Annotated in this window: 13 protein-coding genes and 1 other annotated feature; of the genes, 9 read left to right on the top strand and 4 right to left on the bottom strand. The window is 52.0% G+C overall.

All coding sequences use genetic code 11. From position 1 onward, the window contains the following. Nucleotides 1-146: 146 nt before the first annotated feature. Nucleotides 147-1166, top strand: coding sequence for a catabolite control protein A (gene ccpA / locus HMPREF1207_RS04215; protein ID WP_009672618.1), 1020 nt, complete (start codon nt 147-149; stop codon nt 1164-1166). A 39-nt stretch (nt 1167-1205) separates the two neighbouring features. Then, nucleotides 1206-1904 (top strand): 5'-methylthioadenosine/adenosylhomocysteine nucleosidase, encoded by a 699-nt coding sequence (locus HMPREF1207_RS04210; protein ID WP_009672625.1) that lies wholly within the window; start codon nt 1206-1208, stop codon nt 1902-1904. A 158-nt stretch (nt 1905-2062) separates the two neighbouring features. Here the strand turns inward: HMPREF1207_RS04210 and HMPREF1207_RS04205 are convergent, their stop codons facing one another. After that, complete coding sequence (locus tag HMPREF1207_RS04205; protein WP_009672644.1) at nt 2063-3241, bottom strand: acetoin utilization protein AcuC; 1179 nt, start codon at nt 3239-3241, stop codon at nt 2063-2065. A gap of 36 nt (nt 3242-3277) precedes the next feature. Further along, nucleotides 3278-3916, bottom strand: coding sequence for a GNAT family N-acetyltransferase (locus tag HMPREF1207_RS04200; protein ID WP_009672639.1), 639 nt, complete (start codon nt 3914-3916; stop codon nt 3278-3280). Nucleotides 3917-4122: 206 nt separating this feature from the next. On the opposite strand from HMPREF1207_RS04200, the gene acsA reads away from it, so the two are divergent. Then, nucleotides 4123-5847, top strand: a complete 1725-nt coding sequence (gene acsA, locus HMPREF1207_RS04195) for an acetate--CoA ligase (RefSeq protein WP_009672629.1) — start codon at nt 4123-4125, stop codon at nt 5845-5847. A 208-nt stretch (nt 5848-6055) separates the two neighbouring features. Here acsA and HMPREF1207_RS04190 read toward each other — a convergent pair whose 3' ends face one another. Next, entirely contained in the window at nt 6056-9154 is a 3099-nt protein-coding gene (locus tag HMPREF1207_RS04190; protein WP_009672641.1) for a transglycosylase domain-containing protein, read from the bottom strand. A gap of 144 nt (nt 9155-9298) precedes the next feature. Beyond that, nucleotides 9299-9615 (top strand) — a binding site (T-box leader). A 60-nt stretch (nt 9616-9675) separates the two neighbouring features. On the opposite strand from HMPREF1207_RS04190, the gene tyrS reads away from it, so the two are divergent. Then, the gene (gene tyrS, locus HMPREF1207_RS04185) at nt 9676-10941 is read left to right on the top strand and encodes a tyrosine--tRNA ligase (RefSeq protein ID WP_442950126.1); all 1266 of its coding nucleotides are present in this window, start codon (nt 9676-9678) and stop codon (nt 10939-10941) included. A 97-nt stretch (nt 10942-11038) separates the two neighbouring features. On the opposite strand, the gene rpsD is transcribed toward tyrS, so the two are convergent. Further along, entirely contained in the window at nt 11039-11644 is a 606-nt protein-coding gene (gene rpsD / locus HMPREF1207_RS04180) for a 30S ribosomal protein S4 (RefSeq protein ID WP_009672646.1), read from the bottom strand. Between the two features lie 317 nt (nt 11645-11961). On the opposite strand from rpsD, the gene HMPREF1207_RS04175 reads away from it, so the two are divergent. The 5 genes from HMPREF1207_RS04175 (at nt 11962) to HMPREF1207_RS04155 (ending at nt 16824) form a co-directional block, all read left to right on the top strand. Beyond that, a complete protein-coding gene (locus tag HMPREF1207_RS04175; protein WP_009672632.1) occupies nt 11962-13977 on the top strand; it encodes a diguanylate cyclase in 2016 nt (671 codons plus the stop codon). Nucleotides 13978-14171: 194 nt separating this feature from the next. Further along, entirely contained in the window at nt 14172-14876 is a 705-nt protein-coding gene (locus HMPREF1207_RS04170; protein ID WP_009672604.1) for a TVP38/TMEM64 family protein, read from the top strand. Between the two features lie 50 nt (nt 14877-14926). Next, the gene (locus HMPREF1207_RS04165; protein ID WP_009672609.1) at nt 14927-16042 is read left to right on the top strand and encodes an aminopeptidase; all 1116 of its coding nucleotides are present in this window, start codon (nt 14927-14929) and stop codon (nt 16040-16042) included. Nucleotides 16043-16145: 103 nt separating this feature from the next. Then, entirely contained in the window at nt 16146-16394 is a 249-nt protein-coding gene (locus HMPREF1207_RS04160) for an HPr family phosphocarrier protein (RefSeq protein WP_009672583.1), read from the top strand. A 145-nt stretch (nt 16395-16539) separates the two neighbouring features. Then, a complete protein-coding gene (locus HMPREF1207_RS04155) occupies nt 16540-16824 on the top strand; it encodes a YlaN family protein (RefSeq protein ID WP_009672628.1) in 285 nt (94 codons plus the stop codon). The last annotated feature ends 45 nt before the right edge of the window (nt 16825-16869 follow it).

Raw genomic sequence — 16869 nt, 5'->3', positions numbered from 1 at the left:
TGCGGGGAGCGGGTATGAAAATCGGCGAGTTGGCTTTCATGCGTATTTTTTGCTACTATTAGGTGTGAAAGTGTTTTAATTGCGAAAAGGGAAATAATGTCGTATGATAGTCTGTAATATGGCAAGGACGACGAATATTCGAATAAATGGAGAGAGTGACCGTGACCGTTACTATTTATGACGTAGCAAGAGAAGCAGGAGTATCGATGGCCACGGTTTCGCGTGTCGTCAACAATAACCCGAACGTGAAGCCGCAGACAAGGAAGAAAGTATTCGAAGCAATCGAACGGCTCGGTTATCGCCCCAATGCTGTTGCCCGGGGACTTGCATCGAAGAAAACAACGACAGTCGGCGTGGTTATCCCCGATATTTCAAACTCGATTTTTGCGGAAGTGGCGCGCGGAATCGAAGATATTGCGAACATGTATCATTACAATATTATTTTGAGCAACGCCGACAAGAAGAAAGAGAAAGAAATCCGCGTCATCAACACCCTGCTGGAGAAGCAGGTGGACGGGCTTCTCTTCATGGGCGGCGTCGTGACGGAAGATCATATCAATGCGTTCCGGACTTCTTCCGTTCCGGTTGTGCTCTGCGGTACGGCCGACGAGCAGAACGTAATGCCGTCCGTCGATATCGATCACGAGAAAGCGGCTTACGATGCCGTGCAGCTTCTGATCGAGAGCGGCCACCGTACGATCGCCATGATCTCCGGACCTCTTCAGGATCCGGCTAACGGCTTTGCTCGCTACCAGGGCTACAAGAAGGCACTGGAGCACGCAGGCATCGAAGTGAACGAAGATTACGTAAGACTGGGCAATTACCGGTATGAATCGGGAATCGATGCGACGGATTATTTCCTGAAGCTGCCGACGCGCCCAACCGCTATTTTCTCGGCGACGGACGAAATGGCGATCGGCGCCATTCACAAAATTCAGGACGAAGGGCTTTCCGTACCGAAGGATATTTCCGTGATGAGTATCGATAATATCCGGATGGCTTCTATGGTGCGTCCTCAATTAACGACCGTGGCACAGCCTATGTACGATATCGGCGCGGTATCCATGCGTCTGCTTACGAAGTTGATGAACAAGGAAACGATGGAACTTACTCAAGTCGTTCTCCCGCATGAAATCATTAAGCGCAGCTCAGTGGCTCCTCGTTGAGCCGCTTTTTGTTGAGCGGAAAGGAAAGGTTACACAAGGATGATAAATAAAATCGGTCTGATCGGCGCCATGAATGAAGAAATCGAACTGCTTGTCGGCGGGATGAGCGGCGTAACCGTAACGAATAAAGCCGGCATTACATACAGGGAAGGCCAGTTTGAAGGCAAATTTGTTGTGGTTTGCAAGTCGGGCGTAGGCAAGGTGAACGCCGCCGTCTGCACGCAAATTCTGATTGACGGCTTCGGCGTTGATGCCGTGCTGTTTACAGGCGTTGCCGGAGCGCTGGATCCGGAGCTGAATATCGGCGATATCGTCATTTCCACAACCTGCATGCAGCATGACATGGATGTGACGCCCCTTGGCTTCCCGCGCGGAGTCATTCCTTACGAGGAAGTTTCGGTCTTCAAGGCGGACCCTCAGCTGGTCGAACTGGCGGATGCGGCAAGCCGGGAACTGTTCCAGGGAAGAACGAAGCAAGGGCTCGTTCTGTCCGGAGACCAATTCGTCGCTTCGCGCGACAAAGTGGCGGAGCTTCACCAGGAGCTCGGCGGGACCTGCACGGAGATGGAAGGCGCGGCTGTGGCGCAGGTTTGTTCCATGAACAAAGTTCCGTTCGTCGTCATCCGGTCCATGTCCGATAAAGCGGACGGCTCGGCGCACGTTAATTTCGCGGAGTTTACCAAGCAGGCTTCCGAAAATTCACACCGGATCATTGAACATATGGTGCGCTCGTTATAATGGACAGATGGGCATATGAAAAAGGCTGACGGGTTTTAAACCGGTCAGTCTATTTTTTTCAACGGATTTGTATGCAGCGCCGTCCGGCATGCACGCAGCAGCGCAGATATCACACATGAACGGAAGCAAACTCAATTAAAAAACCGCGGGGATCGCTCTTATTTCAAATAAAGCAGAGCGATCTCCACGGTTTTCTTGTTCTTCTCGGCAATAATGTCCCGGCGCGGGATGGGTTCCCAATCGTCGACGGCGTCGAGCCAAGTGGCAGGCAGCTTAACGGGGCTGCCCGGCTGGTGCTCGGCAAGCCAGCCGGCGGGCAGGGGGAGGAGCGGATTGCTCTCCAGCTCCTGAAGCAGCGGGTGGCCGGTCATGACCAGCCAGACCAGGCTCCAGGCACGCGGAACGACCCTATAGATGTCGTATCCTCCGCCGCCGAGCGCAACCCAGCGGCCGTCACACCACTTGTCGGCCAGCTCGCGGATAAGCTCGGGCATTCTTTTGTAGATCCGCATGGAACAGTGTACGTGGGCCAGCGGATCAAGGGCATGCGCGTCGCAGCCGTGCTGCGACACGATGATATCGGGCTTGAAACGCTCAATCAGCGGCACCAGAACCGCTTCAAAGCTTTCAAGCCAGGAGTCGTCTTCGGTGTACGGCTCCACCGGAACATTGACGCAGGTGCCGAAGGCTTCGCCCTCGCCCCGCTCCGTCACATCCCCCGTCCCCGGAAATAAATATTTCCCGGTTTCATGAATGGAGAACGTGCATACGCGTGGATCGCTGTAAAAGCTCCATTGAACGCCGTCGCCGTGGTGGACATCCGTGTCGATGTACAGAACCTTCGCGTTGTAGTGCTCGGTAAGATGGGCAATGGCGGCGGAAGCGTCGTTATAGACGCAGAAGCCGGCTCCCTTGCTCTGCAGAGCGTGGTGCAGGCCTCCGCCCAGATGGAACGCGCGCTTCGCTCTGCCTGACATTACGGTGTCGGCAGCCGTTATGGAACCGCCGACTACCATTGAGGTGACGTCATGCATCCAGGCGAAATAGGGCGTGTCCTCGGTGTCCAATCCGTACTTGGCCGCGCTGTTTACCCACTCAAGCGAAGGGGAGAGTTCGCTAAGCGCTTTCACGGCATCGATATAAGCGGGTTGATGGACGCGGAGAAGCTCGTCATCCGTGGCTACACGGGGAGTGACGATTTCGGAGTCGTTCAGAGCTCCGGCCTTTCTGAGAAGGTCAATCGTGAGCAGCAGTCTTTTCGGATTAAAAGGATGTTCCTCGTTGAACTTGTAGGTCGCTTCATGCTCGTTAAATACAAAAACCGATTCGTTCTTCATCTCGAGCTGTTCCTCCCGTAACCCAGGAAATGGTTCTTAATACATGAACCGTTGTTGAAAGCGGATGCGGTCGAACTGCTCGACGGAAGCCAGGGGAACTTTGCTTCCGATGCGAACCATCAGGCAGTTGGCCGGGTGCGAACATATTTCCGGATCGTCGGTGGCAAACCACACCATATCTACGCATTTCATCAGGTTTTCCATCATTTTGCGGTAATCCCACACACTGAGCCCGCTGCTTTCCAGGTCCCAATGCCAATAATATTCGGTCGTGAACGTAATGACGTTCTCCAGTTGTCCGTCCGTAAAGGCGAGCCGGATCATCTTCTTGCCGAGTCCGAGAGCCCGGTAGCTGTTGGCAACTTCGATCGCCCCAAGTTCAATCAGGTCGGGCATATTGCCTTGGGACCAGCGTTCGATTTCATCGGGATAATGGAAGGTGACATAGCCTACAATCCAGTCCCCGGTACGGGCGATAATAATGCGGCCCTCGGGAAGCTCCGCGATTTCGATCAGGGCTTCGTGCTGGTCTCTCGGCTTGCGGAAAGCGTCCAGATCGGCATGCATCTGAAGGCCTCGCAGGTGATCAGGGGATACGGGACCCTCCACGGTGATCTCCGCATCCAGGTCAGGCGGTACGAAAGAGTGCGAATGATAAATTTTTTTATGGTCCATGAGAGGGAGTCTCCTTAAAAGCGGCGTCGGTAACGCAGTTCTCTCTATACTCTCTTATATCACATTTTTCGGCAAATTGAAAAGCAATAGGCAAACATAACCTGCTGTGATATAATATACATGGTGAAAAGTGCGCTTTTCTTCCTGTCAGGCACAAAGCATTCAAAAAAGATTGAAAGCGTTTCAATTGTCGGGAGGTAGGAGAAATGAACCAATTAAAAGGTGAAGTGGTAGATGCGGTTTCACAAAACGGCAACCTAGGCAATTACGAGAAAGCCCGAGAATCGTTCAATTGGGAAGAGATAGAATCCAATTTTTCCTGGTTCGATACGGGCAAAGTGAACATGGCTTACGAAGCGATCGACCGCCATGCCGAATCTTCCAGAAAAGACAAAGTTGCCCTCTATTATAGCGATCAGAAGAGAGACGAGTCTTATACTTTCTCTCAATTGAAAACGACATCCAATCAATTCGGGAATGTGCTCCGCAAGCTTGGTGTGAATAAGGGAGACCGTTTCTTTATTTTCATGCCGCGTACTCCGGAACTGTATATGGCGCTTCTCGGTGCCATCAAGATCGGTGCGGTAGTCGGACCGCTTTTCGAAGCATTCATGGAAATGGCGGTACGCGACCGTCTGCAGGACAGTGAAGCTGTCGCCATTATTACGACACCCGCACTCGTGCACCGTATCCCAACGGCCGAGCTGCCTAATCTGAAGCATGTCATTGTCGTTGGCGAAGATCTTGATCTTCAGGAAGGCCAAGTGGATTTCCACAAGGAAATGGCGCAGGCGTCCGAAGAACTCGACATCGAATGGGTAGACCGTGAAGACGGATTGATTCTGCATTACACATCCGGTTCGACAGGTAAACCTAAAGGCGTTTTCCATGTGCATAACGCCATGGTTCAGCATTACTATACGGGCAATATTGTCCTTGATCTTAAAGAAGACGATGTGTACTGGTGTACGGCCGATCCAGGTTGGGTTACCGGCACATCTTACGGTATTTTCGCCCCTTGGCTTAACGGAGCTACGAACGTAATCCGCGGCGGACGTTTCAGTCCGCAGGACTGGTATAATACGATTCAGAAATACGGAGTGACCGTGTGGTACAGCGCTCCGACCGCTTTCCGAATGCTGATGGGTGCCGGAGACGATGTGGTCAACCAGTTTGATCTGTCCTCGCTCCGTCATGTACTGAGCGTAGGGGAGCCTCTTAACCCGGAAGTCGTCCGCTGGGGCCTGAAAGTATACGGGCAGCGTATTCACGACACCTGGTGGATGACCGAAACAGGCGGCCAGCTCATTTGTAACTACCCGAGCATGCCGATCAAGCCGGGCTCCATGGGACGTCCGATTCCCGGCGTGGAAGCCGCCATTATCGATGACAGCGGCAATGTTCTTCCGCCTAACCGGATGGGCAATCTCGCGGTCAGAACGCCTTGGCCGTCCATGATGCGCAAAATTTGGAACAACCCTGCGAAATACGAAGAGTATTTCAGATTAACCGGCTGGTATATATCCGGGGACTCCGCTTACATGGATGAGGACGGCTACTTCTGGTTCCAGGGCCGTATCGACGACGTTATTAACACCGCGGGCGAGCGGGTAGGCCCGTTTGAGGTGGAAAGCAAACTGGTCGAGCATCCGGCCGTTGCGGAAGCGGGCGTTATCGGCAAGCCGGATCCGATGCGCGGCGAGATTATCAAAGCGTTCATCGCGCTTCGTGAAGGGTTCGAGCCATCCGATGAACTTAAAGCGGACATCGCCAAGTTTGTAAAAGAAGGTTTGTCTGCGCACGCATCTCCTCGCGAGATCGAATTTAAAGACAAACTTCCTAAAACGCGCAGCGGTAAAATCATGCGCCGCGTGCTCAAAGCTTGGGAACTTAACCTGCCGACAGGGGACCTGTCGACGATTGAAGATTAAGAGAGGAAAGAGCGGCCGTCAGGCCGCTCTTTTTGCTCTGTAACTGTTTTTTTCATGGGTTCGATTTCCGTTCTTATACAAGTTCTGCGATTCCGCTTGATAGAAAAGCCAAAGAAAAGCCAAAAGAAAAGCCCGGATCTGCCAAGCAATCAAGCTTGGCAGCCTCACGGGCTTTTCTTTTTAAATTTAACCAGCGCGGTCCGCGGACTTAACGTGCCGCATATTTTACCGCGGAAGACAACCGTGACTCTCCGGCATCGTTCACGGCCGACACTTTGTAATACCCGTCGTGTTTTACGGACGAGATTGCGTATTCGGCAGAGAGAGCGGCATCGATCTTTTTGTAATTTCCGTCCGCTTTCTCGGCATAGTAGACATTGTAGCGTTTAACTTTATCTTTGGAAGAATTCTCGTTCCATTGCAGTTTTAATCCGCTGCCGCTTCCTTTCGCGGTCAGTCCCGCAGGAGAGGACGGTGTCTGCTTGGGATCCGATTCCTGGTCGGAACCGCCGTTCCCTCCGTTTTGGCTGCCTCCGTCTGTCCCGCTGCCTCCGCCTCCCGGAACTAATCCGGAGTCAATGGAGGAGTTGGAGCCCGTCGAAGAGGCTTTTCCCGGAGCGGATTCCCGTCCGGCTACGTCAACCGCCGTGACATAGTAAGATTGGGCGGAAGCCGGGCTGACACTGTCCGTAAACTTGCTGTCGCTTCCGGTCATGACAACTTTACCCGTCTGCCGGATATACGGACCGCCGTTGTCGGAACGGTACAGCCGGTAGCCGACTACATCGTTGTTCCCGCTTGGCTGGAACGTGATGACCACGGAGCCGCCCGATTTGGTTGCCGCCACTCTCGAAGGGGCGCTCGGATCGCTTCCGTCATCTTTACGCGGGTCGATCTCGGAAGGCGCGTCCTCGTCGTAATCTTTCGGTTTGTAGAAGCTGAGCGGACGGCGGTTTTTGGCCGGGAGCTTGTTCAGAACCGCGGAAAGTTCCTTCAGCAGGGAATTGACCGACTTCTCGCGGACAATGACAAACTTGGATTTTACCATGTCGCCCGGAGTCTGATCCTGTGCGATATAGTTAATGCCGTTGTATTCGATGGTGTTCATCGATTTCATGGAATTATCGACAGTTTTAGGGATGTATTTCCGGTTAAACCAATCCGTCACCACGTGTCCGGACTGCCGGTTCAAATCACTCGGAAGCTTGCCGGACACGTCGGAAACGGTCGCCTGAACGACCGTAGAAGGCCGTTTAAACGAGGTGTCCGGGAACAGCTCGGGTTTCTTCTCGACGGCCGCGTTCATAATGAGCGACCACATGTTCATGGCACGCTGAGTCCCGGCTTTGCTGAGCTTATTCACCGGAAGCTCGTAACCCGCCCACACACCGACCGTAATGTTCGGAGTATACCCCATGAACCAGGCGTCGGCGTCATCCTGCGTAGAGCCGGTTTTGCCGACCACCGGTATTTTACCGTAAAATTTAAAGCTTTTCTTGATACTTGTCGCCGTTCCTTCGGTAATAACGGTTCTCATCATGTCCGTAATCAGGTAGGCTGTCTCCTCTGAGAAGACACGAGTCGGCTTCATTTCGTGCTCATAAATCACTTTGCCGGTCGAATCCGTCATTTTCCGGATCATAAACGCTTCGTTGTACAGTCCTTTGTTGGACATGGCGGCATAAGCACCGGTCATATCCTTGACGGTCACGCCGTATTTAAGACCGCCGATTACGCCCGTTTGAGCGTTATAATCCTCTTTTTCAATCGTGGTTATTCCCAGTTTCTTGGCGAACGTCCAAGCTTCCTTAATTCCGACGGTGTCCGTGAACAGCTTGATCGCCGGGATGTTGTAGGATTGGTTCAACGCCTTGCGAGCAGTGATCAGACCGCTGTACTTGTGGTTCCAGTTCTCGGGAATGTGATAGCCTTTCGCGCCGTCCTTCAAAATTACGGGCGAATCGTCGATAATGCTGGCCGGCTGAATTTTGCCGGATTCCATGGCGGGAATGTATGCCGCAATCGGCTTCATCGTGGAACCCGGCTGCCTGACGGCCTGGATCGCGTTGTTCATCTGCGATTTGTTGAAATCGCGGCCTTCGATCATCCCGAGAACGGCGCCCGTTTTGCTGTCCATCATGACCGCTCCGACTTGTTCCTCGCCTTTTTTGGAATCAGTCGGGGAATAGTTCTTCGCTTCTTTGCCGATCGTCTGCATGGAGTCATAGATCGTTTTGTCTATGCTCGTATAAATCTGATAGCCGCCGCGCAGAAGCTGGGTATGCATAGCCTTGGATGCTTCGTTGTAAGCGGCCGCGTCTTTCTCGGGATCAAGGTCGGGATTCTGCTGCTTTAGAAGCAGATTGACGGCTTCCTTCTCGGCTTCAATCATGAGATAGGGGTAGCTGGCATATGCTTTTTGCTGGCGCTGGGCAAGAGAAGCTTCAATACCGAAGGCGAGTGCCTCGTTGTACTGCGCTTCGTTTATTTTGTTTTCCTCGCGCATCCGCTTCAGCACAAGCTTCTGGCGTGTAATCGCGTTTTTGAGTCCCGTCGGATTGGGCGCGCCGCTGCTCGTGTATGCCGAGTAGTTGCTCGGCTGTTGAGGAAGGCCGGCTAGGTATGCAGCCTGGGCGACATTCAGCTGTTTCAGATCGTCGATATTGAAGATGCCTTTGGCGGCCGCTTTAATGCCGAACAGGTTGTAGCCCGTAGCTCCGTTTCCGTAAGGGATTTTATTTAAATAGGCCAGCAGAATCTCGTCTTTGGATAAAAGTCTTTCCATCCTCAAGGACAGCAGGATTTCTTTGGCTTTACGCCCCTCATCCCGGTCCAATGTCAGAAAAACGCGTCTGGTCAGCTGCTGGGTGATCGTACTTCCGCCGGTTTGTACGTCTTCGTTCAGCAGTTTCTGCGTTACGGCACGGGATAAGCCTTTTACGTCAACCCCGTTGTGTTTGTAAAAATCGTTATCTTCAATCGCGAGGACAGCATCAAGAACGACTTGAGGAATTTCCGCCAATTCGGCAAGCCGCCTGTCTTCTTCTGTACGAAGCTGTCCGATAACGGCATCGTCGTTAAAGTAGACAAAACCCGTGATGGCGTTTTCTTCGATTTTTTTGCGCATTTCCTCTTTATTTCGGACGGGTTCGTTTTTGACCAGAGCGCTTACGTAACCGAAAGCGGCGGCTCCCCCCATAATTCCGACAACAAGAAATGCCACAAACAACCACTTAACCGTATGAAAGGTGACTTTAAGCGTCTTTCGGACTCCCGGATTTTGTAAAAAAGAGAGTTTTTTTGCCATATTACCAGGATTCCTCCTTTAATAACCGCCTCAATTATAGCACAAAGCCAAAATCTTGAATACCGCCGGGACTTTGGTCCTAAGGACTGCGGATTGACATCGTTTGTTTCTTTATGATATAAATTTAGGGAACTGGATATTAATCAAAATGCGTCGATGGACTTCAGTAGCGGGAAGATGCAGGGAACAGAGAGCCGATGGCGGGTGTGAATCGGTGCCGGTCTCCTCAGCGAAATACCGTCCGGAGCAGAGATTGTGAACACGAGAGCAGCCGGTCGTATCATCCGGAACGGCTTGACGACCGCCGCCTGGACAGGATCGAGCGGAAGTTTCTTTCAGTAGCTTTCTTCCGGGATCTTTCCCGTTATCCGAATGAAGTGAAAGCGCCTGCCCGGCCGTATGCCGATGAAGGTGCTTTAATTAGGGTGGTACCGCGAGTTTAAAGCCTTCTCGTCCCTTGTGGACAGGAAGGCTTTTTGTTATGCAGCGAAAACTACAGCGATGAGAGGGATGGAAGCAAGATGACGATGAAAGACGTATGGGAAAAGTTGTCGGCCGAGCAGAAGGCCGAAGCGGAACGCCAGGTTGAGATCCTGCGCCGCGGAGCTGTTGAAATTGTGCCGGAGGAAGAATTGAAGCTGAAAATCGCCGAGTCCCTTGCGGACAACCGGCCGCTCAAAATCAAGCTGGGTCTGGACCCTTCCGCGCCCGATATTCATGTGGGCCATACCGTTGTGCTTCACAAGCTCCGGCAGTTCCAGGAACTGGGGCATCATGTACAGCTTCTGATCGGGGACTTCACGGGCCGTATCGGCGATCCTACGGGAAAATCCGAGACGCGCAAGCAGTTGACGGAAGAAGACGTGAAGCGGAATGCGGAGACGTACAAAAAGCAGATCTTCAAGATTCTCGATCCGGAGCAGACTACCGTTTGTTACAACTCGGAATGGCTCAGCCCCCTGACTTTTGCCGATGTGGTGGAGCTGTCCGCCAAATTGACGGTTGCCCGCGTGCTGGAGCGCGACGATTTTTCCAAACGCTACACCTCCGGTCAACCTATCCACGTGCACGAGTTTTTCTACCCGCTCATGCAGGGCTACGATTCCGTTGCGTTGAAATGCGACGTGGAGCTTGGGGGCACGGACCAGAAATTCAACCTGCTTATGGGGCGCACTCTGCAGAAGGAGTACGGCGTGCCGGCCCAGGTCGCAATCATGATGCCGCTGCTTGAAGGACTCGACGGCGTAAATAAGATGAGCAAAAGCCTTGGCAACTACATCGGGATCGATGAAGCGCCTAACGAGATTTACGGCAAAGCGATGTCCGTTCCCGACGAGCTCATGCTGAAGTATTACGAGCTGGCGACGGATCTGAGCCATGACGAGCTCAGCGCGCTCCGTTCGGGAATCGAAGACGGAAACGTTCATCCCCGCGACGCCAAAATGCGGCTGGCCGCTACGTTTGTGCGGATGTACCACGGCGAGGAAGCTGCAAGTGAAGCGGAGCGCCACTTCGTCACGGTATTCCAGCAGCGTGCGCTGCCGGACGACATCGAGGAAGTCGAGCTTGCGGCCGGAGAGCTTGAAGAAGGCGGAATCCGTCTGGTGAAGCTGCTCGTAACGCTGGGCCTGCAGGCAACCAACGGAGAAGCGAAGCGCAGTATTCAGCAGGGCGGTGTCCGCTTGAACGAAGAGAAAGTAACCGACCCGAACGCGTCCGTAGAAGTGAAGGACGGCGATATTCTTCAAGTAGGCAAGCGTAAATTCGCGAAAATCAAATTAGCTTAATGCACGAGATATGCTTCCCCCGTACAAACGGGGAGAAGCACAAAAAGAGCCCCGATCCGGAGATCGGGGCTCTTTTGCAGTCGAACCTGACGGTTGACTAGGAAAGACGGTTGTAGAACTCGACAATTTGCTTCTCGTCGATCTCTTGCGGAAGCTCGGAACGCTCCGGCAGACGAACGTATTTACCTTCCAGAGCCGCTTCGTTGAATTCAACGTAAGCCGGGAGGTAGTTACGGTTAGCCAGTGCTTCTTTGATTACGGAGAGACCGCGGCTTCTTTCACGAAGACCAATCACGTCGCCGGTTTTAACCGAGTAGGAAGCGATGTCGACTTTTTTGCCGTTTACAGTCACGTGACCGTGAGCAACAAGCTGACGCGCGCCTGCACGGGAGTTGGAGAAACCAAGACGGAATACGAGGTTGTCCAGACGGCTTTCAAGAAGCTGCATGAACGTTTCGCCTGTAATCCCTTTTTGCTTCGAAGCAAAGCTGTAAAGGTTACGGAATTGCTTCTCGTGTACACCGTACATGAGACGAAGCTTTTGTTTCTCTTGAAGCTGCATGCCGTAGTTGCTCATCTTCTTGCGTTGTCCCGGGCCGTGTTGACCTGGAGGAAACGGACGCTTGAGTTCTTTGCCGCTGCCGCTCAGAGAAATACCGAGACGACGGCTAAGTTTAAATTTAGGACCTGTATAACGTGACATATGGATGTTACCCCTCTTCAAATGTTATTTTGGATAGATGGGCAGATCACGTGATAGTTTCGCTGGCGGACGCGAAGGGCGTCCTCTGAGAAGCTTGTTCAGCCGCAGGCTAATCAGCAGCGAAGCTATAGAGGGTGAGTCACGAAAATCTCCCGACAACCTTTTGTACTCGACTATTTATTTTATGCAAAAAAAGAACATATGTCAAGCGCGGCACTCTGTATAAACTCTTGGAAAAGATAGTGCATAACTACTAAAAATTTAGTATCATTAGGAGTATACTTCTTAATTATTCGGAAGTGGAAAAGGAGTTGTCTATGAGCGACAAACTTCACCACCCCTTACCGTACTATCCCGTCGAAAACGCGAAAAAGCTTGATGAATCAAGCCTGGAGCCCTATGTTCTCGATCTTGGCAGGCAGGGCGGCGTTCTATCGCAGCGCGACGAACTCTATCAGCTTTTCAAAGATTGGATAGGCCGGTCGGCTCGGTACCTGCGTAACATTAATGGTTCTTTGGAACTATTTGATTCTTTCGGTCAAATTATCGGATTTTATACCGCGGAAAATTTTTTGCATCCTCTATACCGGAACGGAACCGCATGGACGGAGGAGCTGCTCGAACAAACCGCTTTCTCGCAGTGTAAGCGCCACCAGAGACTGGTTACCGTCGACGGTTCCAAATATAACGAAGGGGCGCTGCGCGGCTGTGTGACCTGCGCCGCTCCGCTGTACAGCCCGTCCGGAGAATGTGTCGGAACGATCGGCATCCTTGCCGGACCGGTTCAAGATCACGCGCTGCTGGAGGCGCTGCTCGAGTCTCAGATCCTGTCGCTGCAGCAGTTCAGCATGAGCGGCCATTCCGCCCGCACGGCGCTCGCCTTGTCGGGGCAGGTCAACCGCAGCGAGCGGGAGCTGCGCAAATGGGAGATGCTGTTCGAGATGACGAACAAGCTGCATGCGCAGATCGACGTTAATGCCGTTCTTACGGTCGTGATCGATTGCATCCAGGAGCTGTACCCGTTCGTCATGCTGGATTTGCTGCTTTCGCAGGACCATCATAACGGAGCTCTTCCCTTCAAGCTTCTCCGCTACCAGAGCGGCGAGGAAGACATCTGCGCCAAGGCATTTCTGGAAGGCGAGCTGTTCGTCTACGAAGAAGAGTTGGGAGACGGAGTCCGCCGCAGGGAGATTGCGGCGCCTCTTTCGGGAAATCAGGGTGTATACGGAGTTCTTCATCTTAAATATACGTGCGATACGGTCGATCCGGCGGAGCTTTCCTTTATAACTCTGCTCGCGGACGCGGCCGGCACGGCGTTCGAGAACGCGAAACTCTACGAGCATTCCAATCTGCTGGTCAACGAGCTGCGGCTCATCAACGATATGACCCAAAAGCTGACCCAAAGCTTGAGCCTTCACGAAATTTTTGATTTCGCCTGCGGAGAACTTACGGATATCTTCAAAGGAGACTTCTGCTGCATTCTCCAGAAGGAAGAAGAGAAGGAGCGGCTTGTCGTCAAAGCGAGCAACTTTAATCCGCTGCATTACGAGCATCTCGAACTGGGGACAGGCTACTCGGGGCTCGTTTACGACCGGAAGGAAGCCATCATCGTTTCGGATTACGATCCGAGATTCCACGTTTCATCGAAACTGATGGACTTGTCGAAATCGAGATCGCTGATGGCGGCCCCGATTCTTGGAGGGGGAGAAGTGCTTGGCGTTATCCTGGTCGCTCACCGCGAGCCCCACTATTTCTCCTACGATAACTTCAAACTGCTTCAGGCGCTCTGCAGCCATATCGGTCTGGCCATCACGAATGCGACTTTGCATGCCGAGCTCCAGCGGCTGGTCATTATGGATCAGCTGACCGGGTTGTATGCGCGTCATTATTTGAATAACCAGGTACAGGAGATGCAGAAGAAAGATTTCTGCGGATCCCTCATCGTGGTGGATATCGATTATTTTAAACAAGTGAACGATACATACGGCCATCAGGTCGGAGACCAGATTCTTATGCAGGTCAGCGGTATTTTGGCTTCAAGTATCCGCGACACGGACATCGCTGCCCGCTGGGGAGGTGAAGAGTTGGCTGTTTATTTACCGAAAGTCGGAAAACAGCAGGCTCTTCGCGTCGCCGAAAGAATCCGGGAAAGAGTCATGAACGAGACGCGTCCGGGAGTAACCGTGTCCTGCGGGGTTTCGGACTGGTTCTGGGAAGATGATAAAATCAGCGTGGAATCCCTGTTTTACAAAGCCGATATGGCCTTGTACCAGGCCAAGCATGATGGCCGGAATCAAATCGTTATGGATCAAAGCCGCTCCTTCACCTCGTGAGGAGCGCTTTTTTTATGCCAAAAGGGACGGAGTCTAGGTGATAGGTGCCCTCTCGGCATTACATTTGTTACCATCCGAAATGCTTCGTGCGGCTATTCCGCCGGTTAAAAGGGTACATGCCGCGTAATAATGGGCCTCGCAGTTTACATCATCCCAGAAAATGTTACAATAAAAATGTCAGGAGGATGGCGAGTTTGAAATGGCTTACATTTATTCGTACCAAACGATTTGTTTATGGGATGACGATAGTGCTGGTTATCATTGCCGTTCTTTCGATCCTCTATAGAAAATCGGCCTGGAGGCATACCGGCGCGTCTATGGAGCAATTGACTCCATGGCTTATTTCGCTTGGCATGCTGGGCAAAACTCTGGGTATAGCCTTGGTCTATCTGCAAACCCTATTCCCCTTCGTACCGTTCGTGCTTATAGCGGGCGCCAACGTCGCGCTGTTCGGAATCAAATGGGGGTTTGTGGTGAATTACGTGATGTCGGTGCTCGGCAGCGTGACGGCGTTTATTATCGCCCGCTATTTCGCCCATGACTGGGTCGAAAGAAGACTGAGCTCCAAGCCGCTTGTACAGCAGTTTAACAAGAAAATGGAGCATCATGGTTTTTTGTACATCCTGATGGGGAGGCTAATTCCCGTCATTCCTTCATCAGCCATCAGCTTCGGCGCCGGTGTCACGTCGGTAACGTTTCGTCAGTTCGCACTGGGGACGACGCTCGGCAAAATTCCGATGGTGCTGCTGGAATCCCTGATTGCCCATGATTTGTTTCATTTCAAAGCGTATAAGGGCAGATTATTCGTTCTGCTTGCCATTTTTGTTATTCTGATGGTACTCGGCAGTCTATTTAAAAAACGGCTGGATGCCCGGAAGCAGGACAAACCGTCCTCGTGACCGAAGGAAATTACATAACCAGCGCTCATTTCAAGGAGGCAACGAAGTTCATGCGCGACCCGAGAATTCAACAGCTTGCGGCCAATTTGGTCCAATATTCGCTTGATGTTAAGCCAGGAGAAAATGTATGGATCGAGATGTACGGTTCCGAACGGGAACTCGTCCGCTGTCTGATCGAAGAAGTTTATGCCCGCGGCGGTAAGCCTTACGTGGATCTGATCGACCGGCGCGTCCTCGGCTCCCTGATTAAGTCCGCTACGAAGGAACAAATGCAGGAGTGGGGAGAAGCCGATCTTGCCCGCATGAAAAGAATGGACGGTTACATAGGAGTAAGAGCGGGAGAGAACGTGAACGAGTGGGCGGATGTGCCCGAAGAGCAGATGAAGCTCTACAGCCTCTACTACCAGAAGCCGGTTCATCTGGAGCAGAGAATCAAGCACACCCGCTGGGTGGTGCTCCGTTATCCGAACGCTTCCATGGCGCAGCTGGCCAGCAAGAGCACGGATGCTTTCGAAGATTTCTATTTCGACGTCTGCAATCTCGATTACGGCAACATGGATGCGGCGATGGATCCGCTGAAGGCTTTGATGGAGCGGACCGACAAGGTGCGGCTGGTGGCGCCCGGTACCGATCTGACTTTTTCGATCAAAGGAATTCCGGCGATCAAATGTTCCGGTCAAAATAACATACCGGACGGGGAATGCTTCACGGCGCCGGTCCGCGATTCCGTAAACGGGACGATCACGTTCAATACGCCGTCGATTCAGTCGGGTGTTACGTTCGATAACATTTCATTCCGTTTCGAGAACGGCAAGATTGTGGAAGCGACAAGCAGCGACACGGCGCGCATTAACGAAGTTCTCGATATGGATGAAGGCGCCCGTTACATCGGAGAGTTCAGTCTGGGCTTTAACCCTTATATCCAGCATCCGATGAAAGACATTTTGTTTGATGAGAAAATCGACGGAAGCTTGCACTTCACCCCCGGACAAGCCTACGAAGAAGCGGATAACGGCAACCGGTCCTCTCTGCACTGGGATCTCGTTCTGATTCAGCGTCCGGAGTACGGCGGCGGAGAAGTATGGTTTGACGACGTGCTTATCCGCAAAGACGGACGGTTTGTGATTCCCGAACTCGAGGGGCTTAATCCCGAAAGTCTGAAATAAGCCTTTTTGGAACGTGCAATGGAAAAAGTTGTTGCGTGTAAGGGGTTTCATCGTGTAACATGGAACTATATGACGACGTTGAACCGTATAGGAGGAATGCTTCATGCCAAGTGCCAACAATGCAGCGATTGTGGAAATTTCCCAGACTGCGAATCAGTTCAGATCTTCCATCGTACTGCAATACGATAACAAGTATATTGACGTTAAGAGCATTCTGGGTCTGTTCACGACGCTTCTGAGCTCGGGCAACTATGAGCTTCATGTTCACGGACCGGATGCGGATGAAGCCAAGAAAGCAATGGCCGAAGTATTCGCCAAGCATCAGCTGGCCATTCAAATCGTGGAAGACTAATCCGAGAAATAAGGGCGTCCCGCCTGCGGGGCGCTTTTTTATATGGTTTGAAAAGGAAGGCAAAGGCCCTTTCTCTTGTAACTTGGCTTATTTTCGTCTATATTAGACTTAAGGCGTAGGAATCTGTACAGGGGGGAAAAGAAGTATGTCTTCATCGGATTTGCTGGTGAGTATGAACCAGAAAGCACTTAATCTTCTTGAAGAAGATGCATATAAAATCGAAAAGCTGATCGAAATTCAAATGGAAAACTTGACGACTCGTCAATGCCCTTTGTACGAAGAGGTGCTCGATACACAGATGTACGGATATTCGCGGGAAATCGATTTCGCAATCCGTGCAGGACTTATTCCCGCCAATGTCGGCAAGGAACTGCTGAATAAGCTGGAGCGTAATTTGGCGAAATTGTATGAAGCCTTAAATAAAAAGTAACCCACATCAGGCGGGTTACTTTTTTTGTTGATTCTATAAGGAAGT

The sequence above is a fragment of the Paenibacillus sp. HGH0039 genome (genome assembly GCF_000411255.1).
GTDB lineage: Bacteria > Bacillota > Bacilli > Paenibacillales > NBRC-103111 > Paenibacillus_F.
The sequence above is the reverse complement of the archived record's forward strand: the minus strand, read 5'-3'. Positions and strand labels throughout refer to the sequence as shown.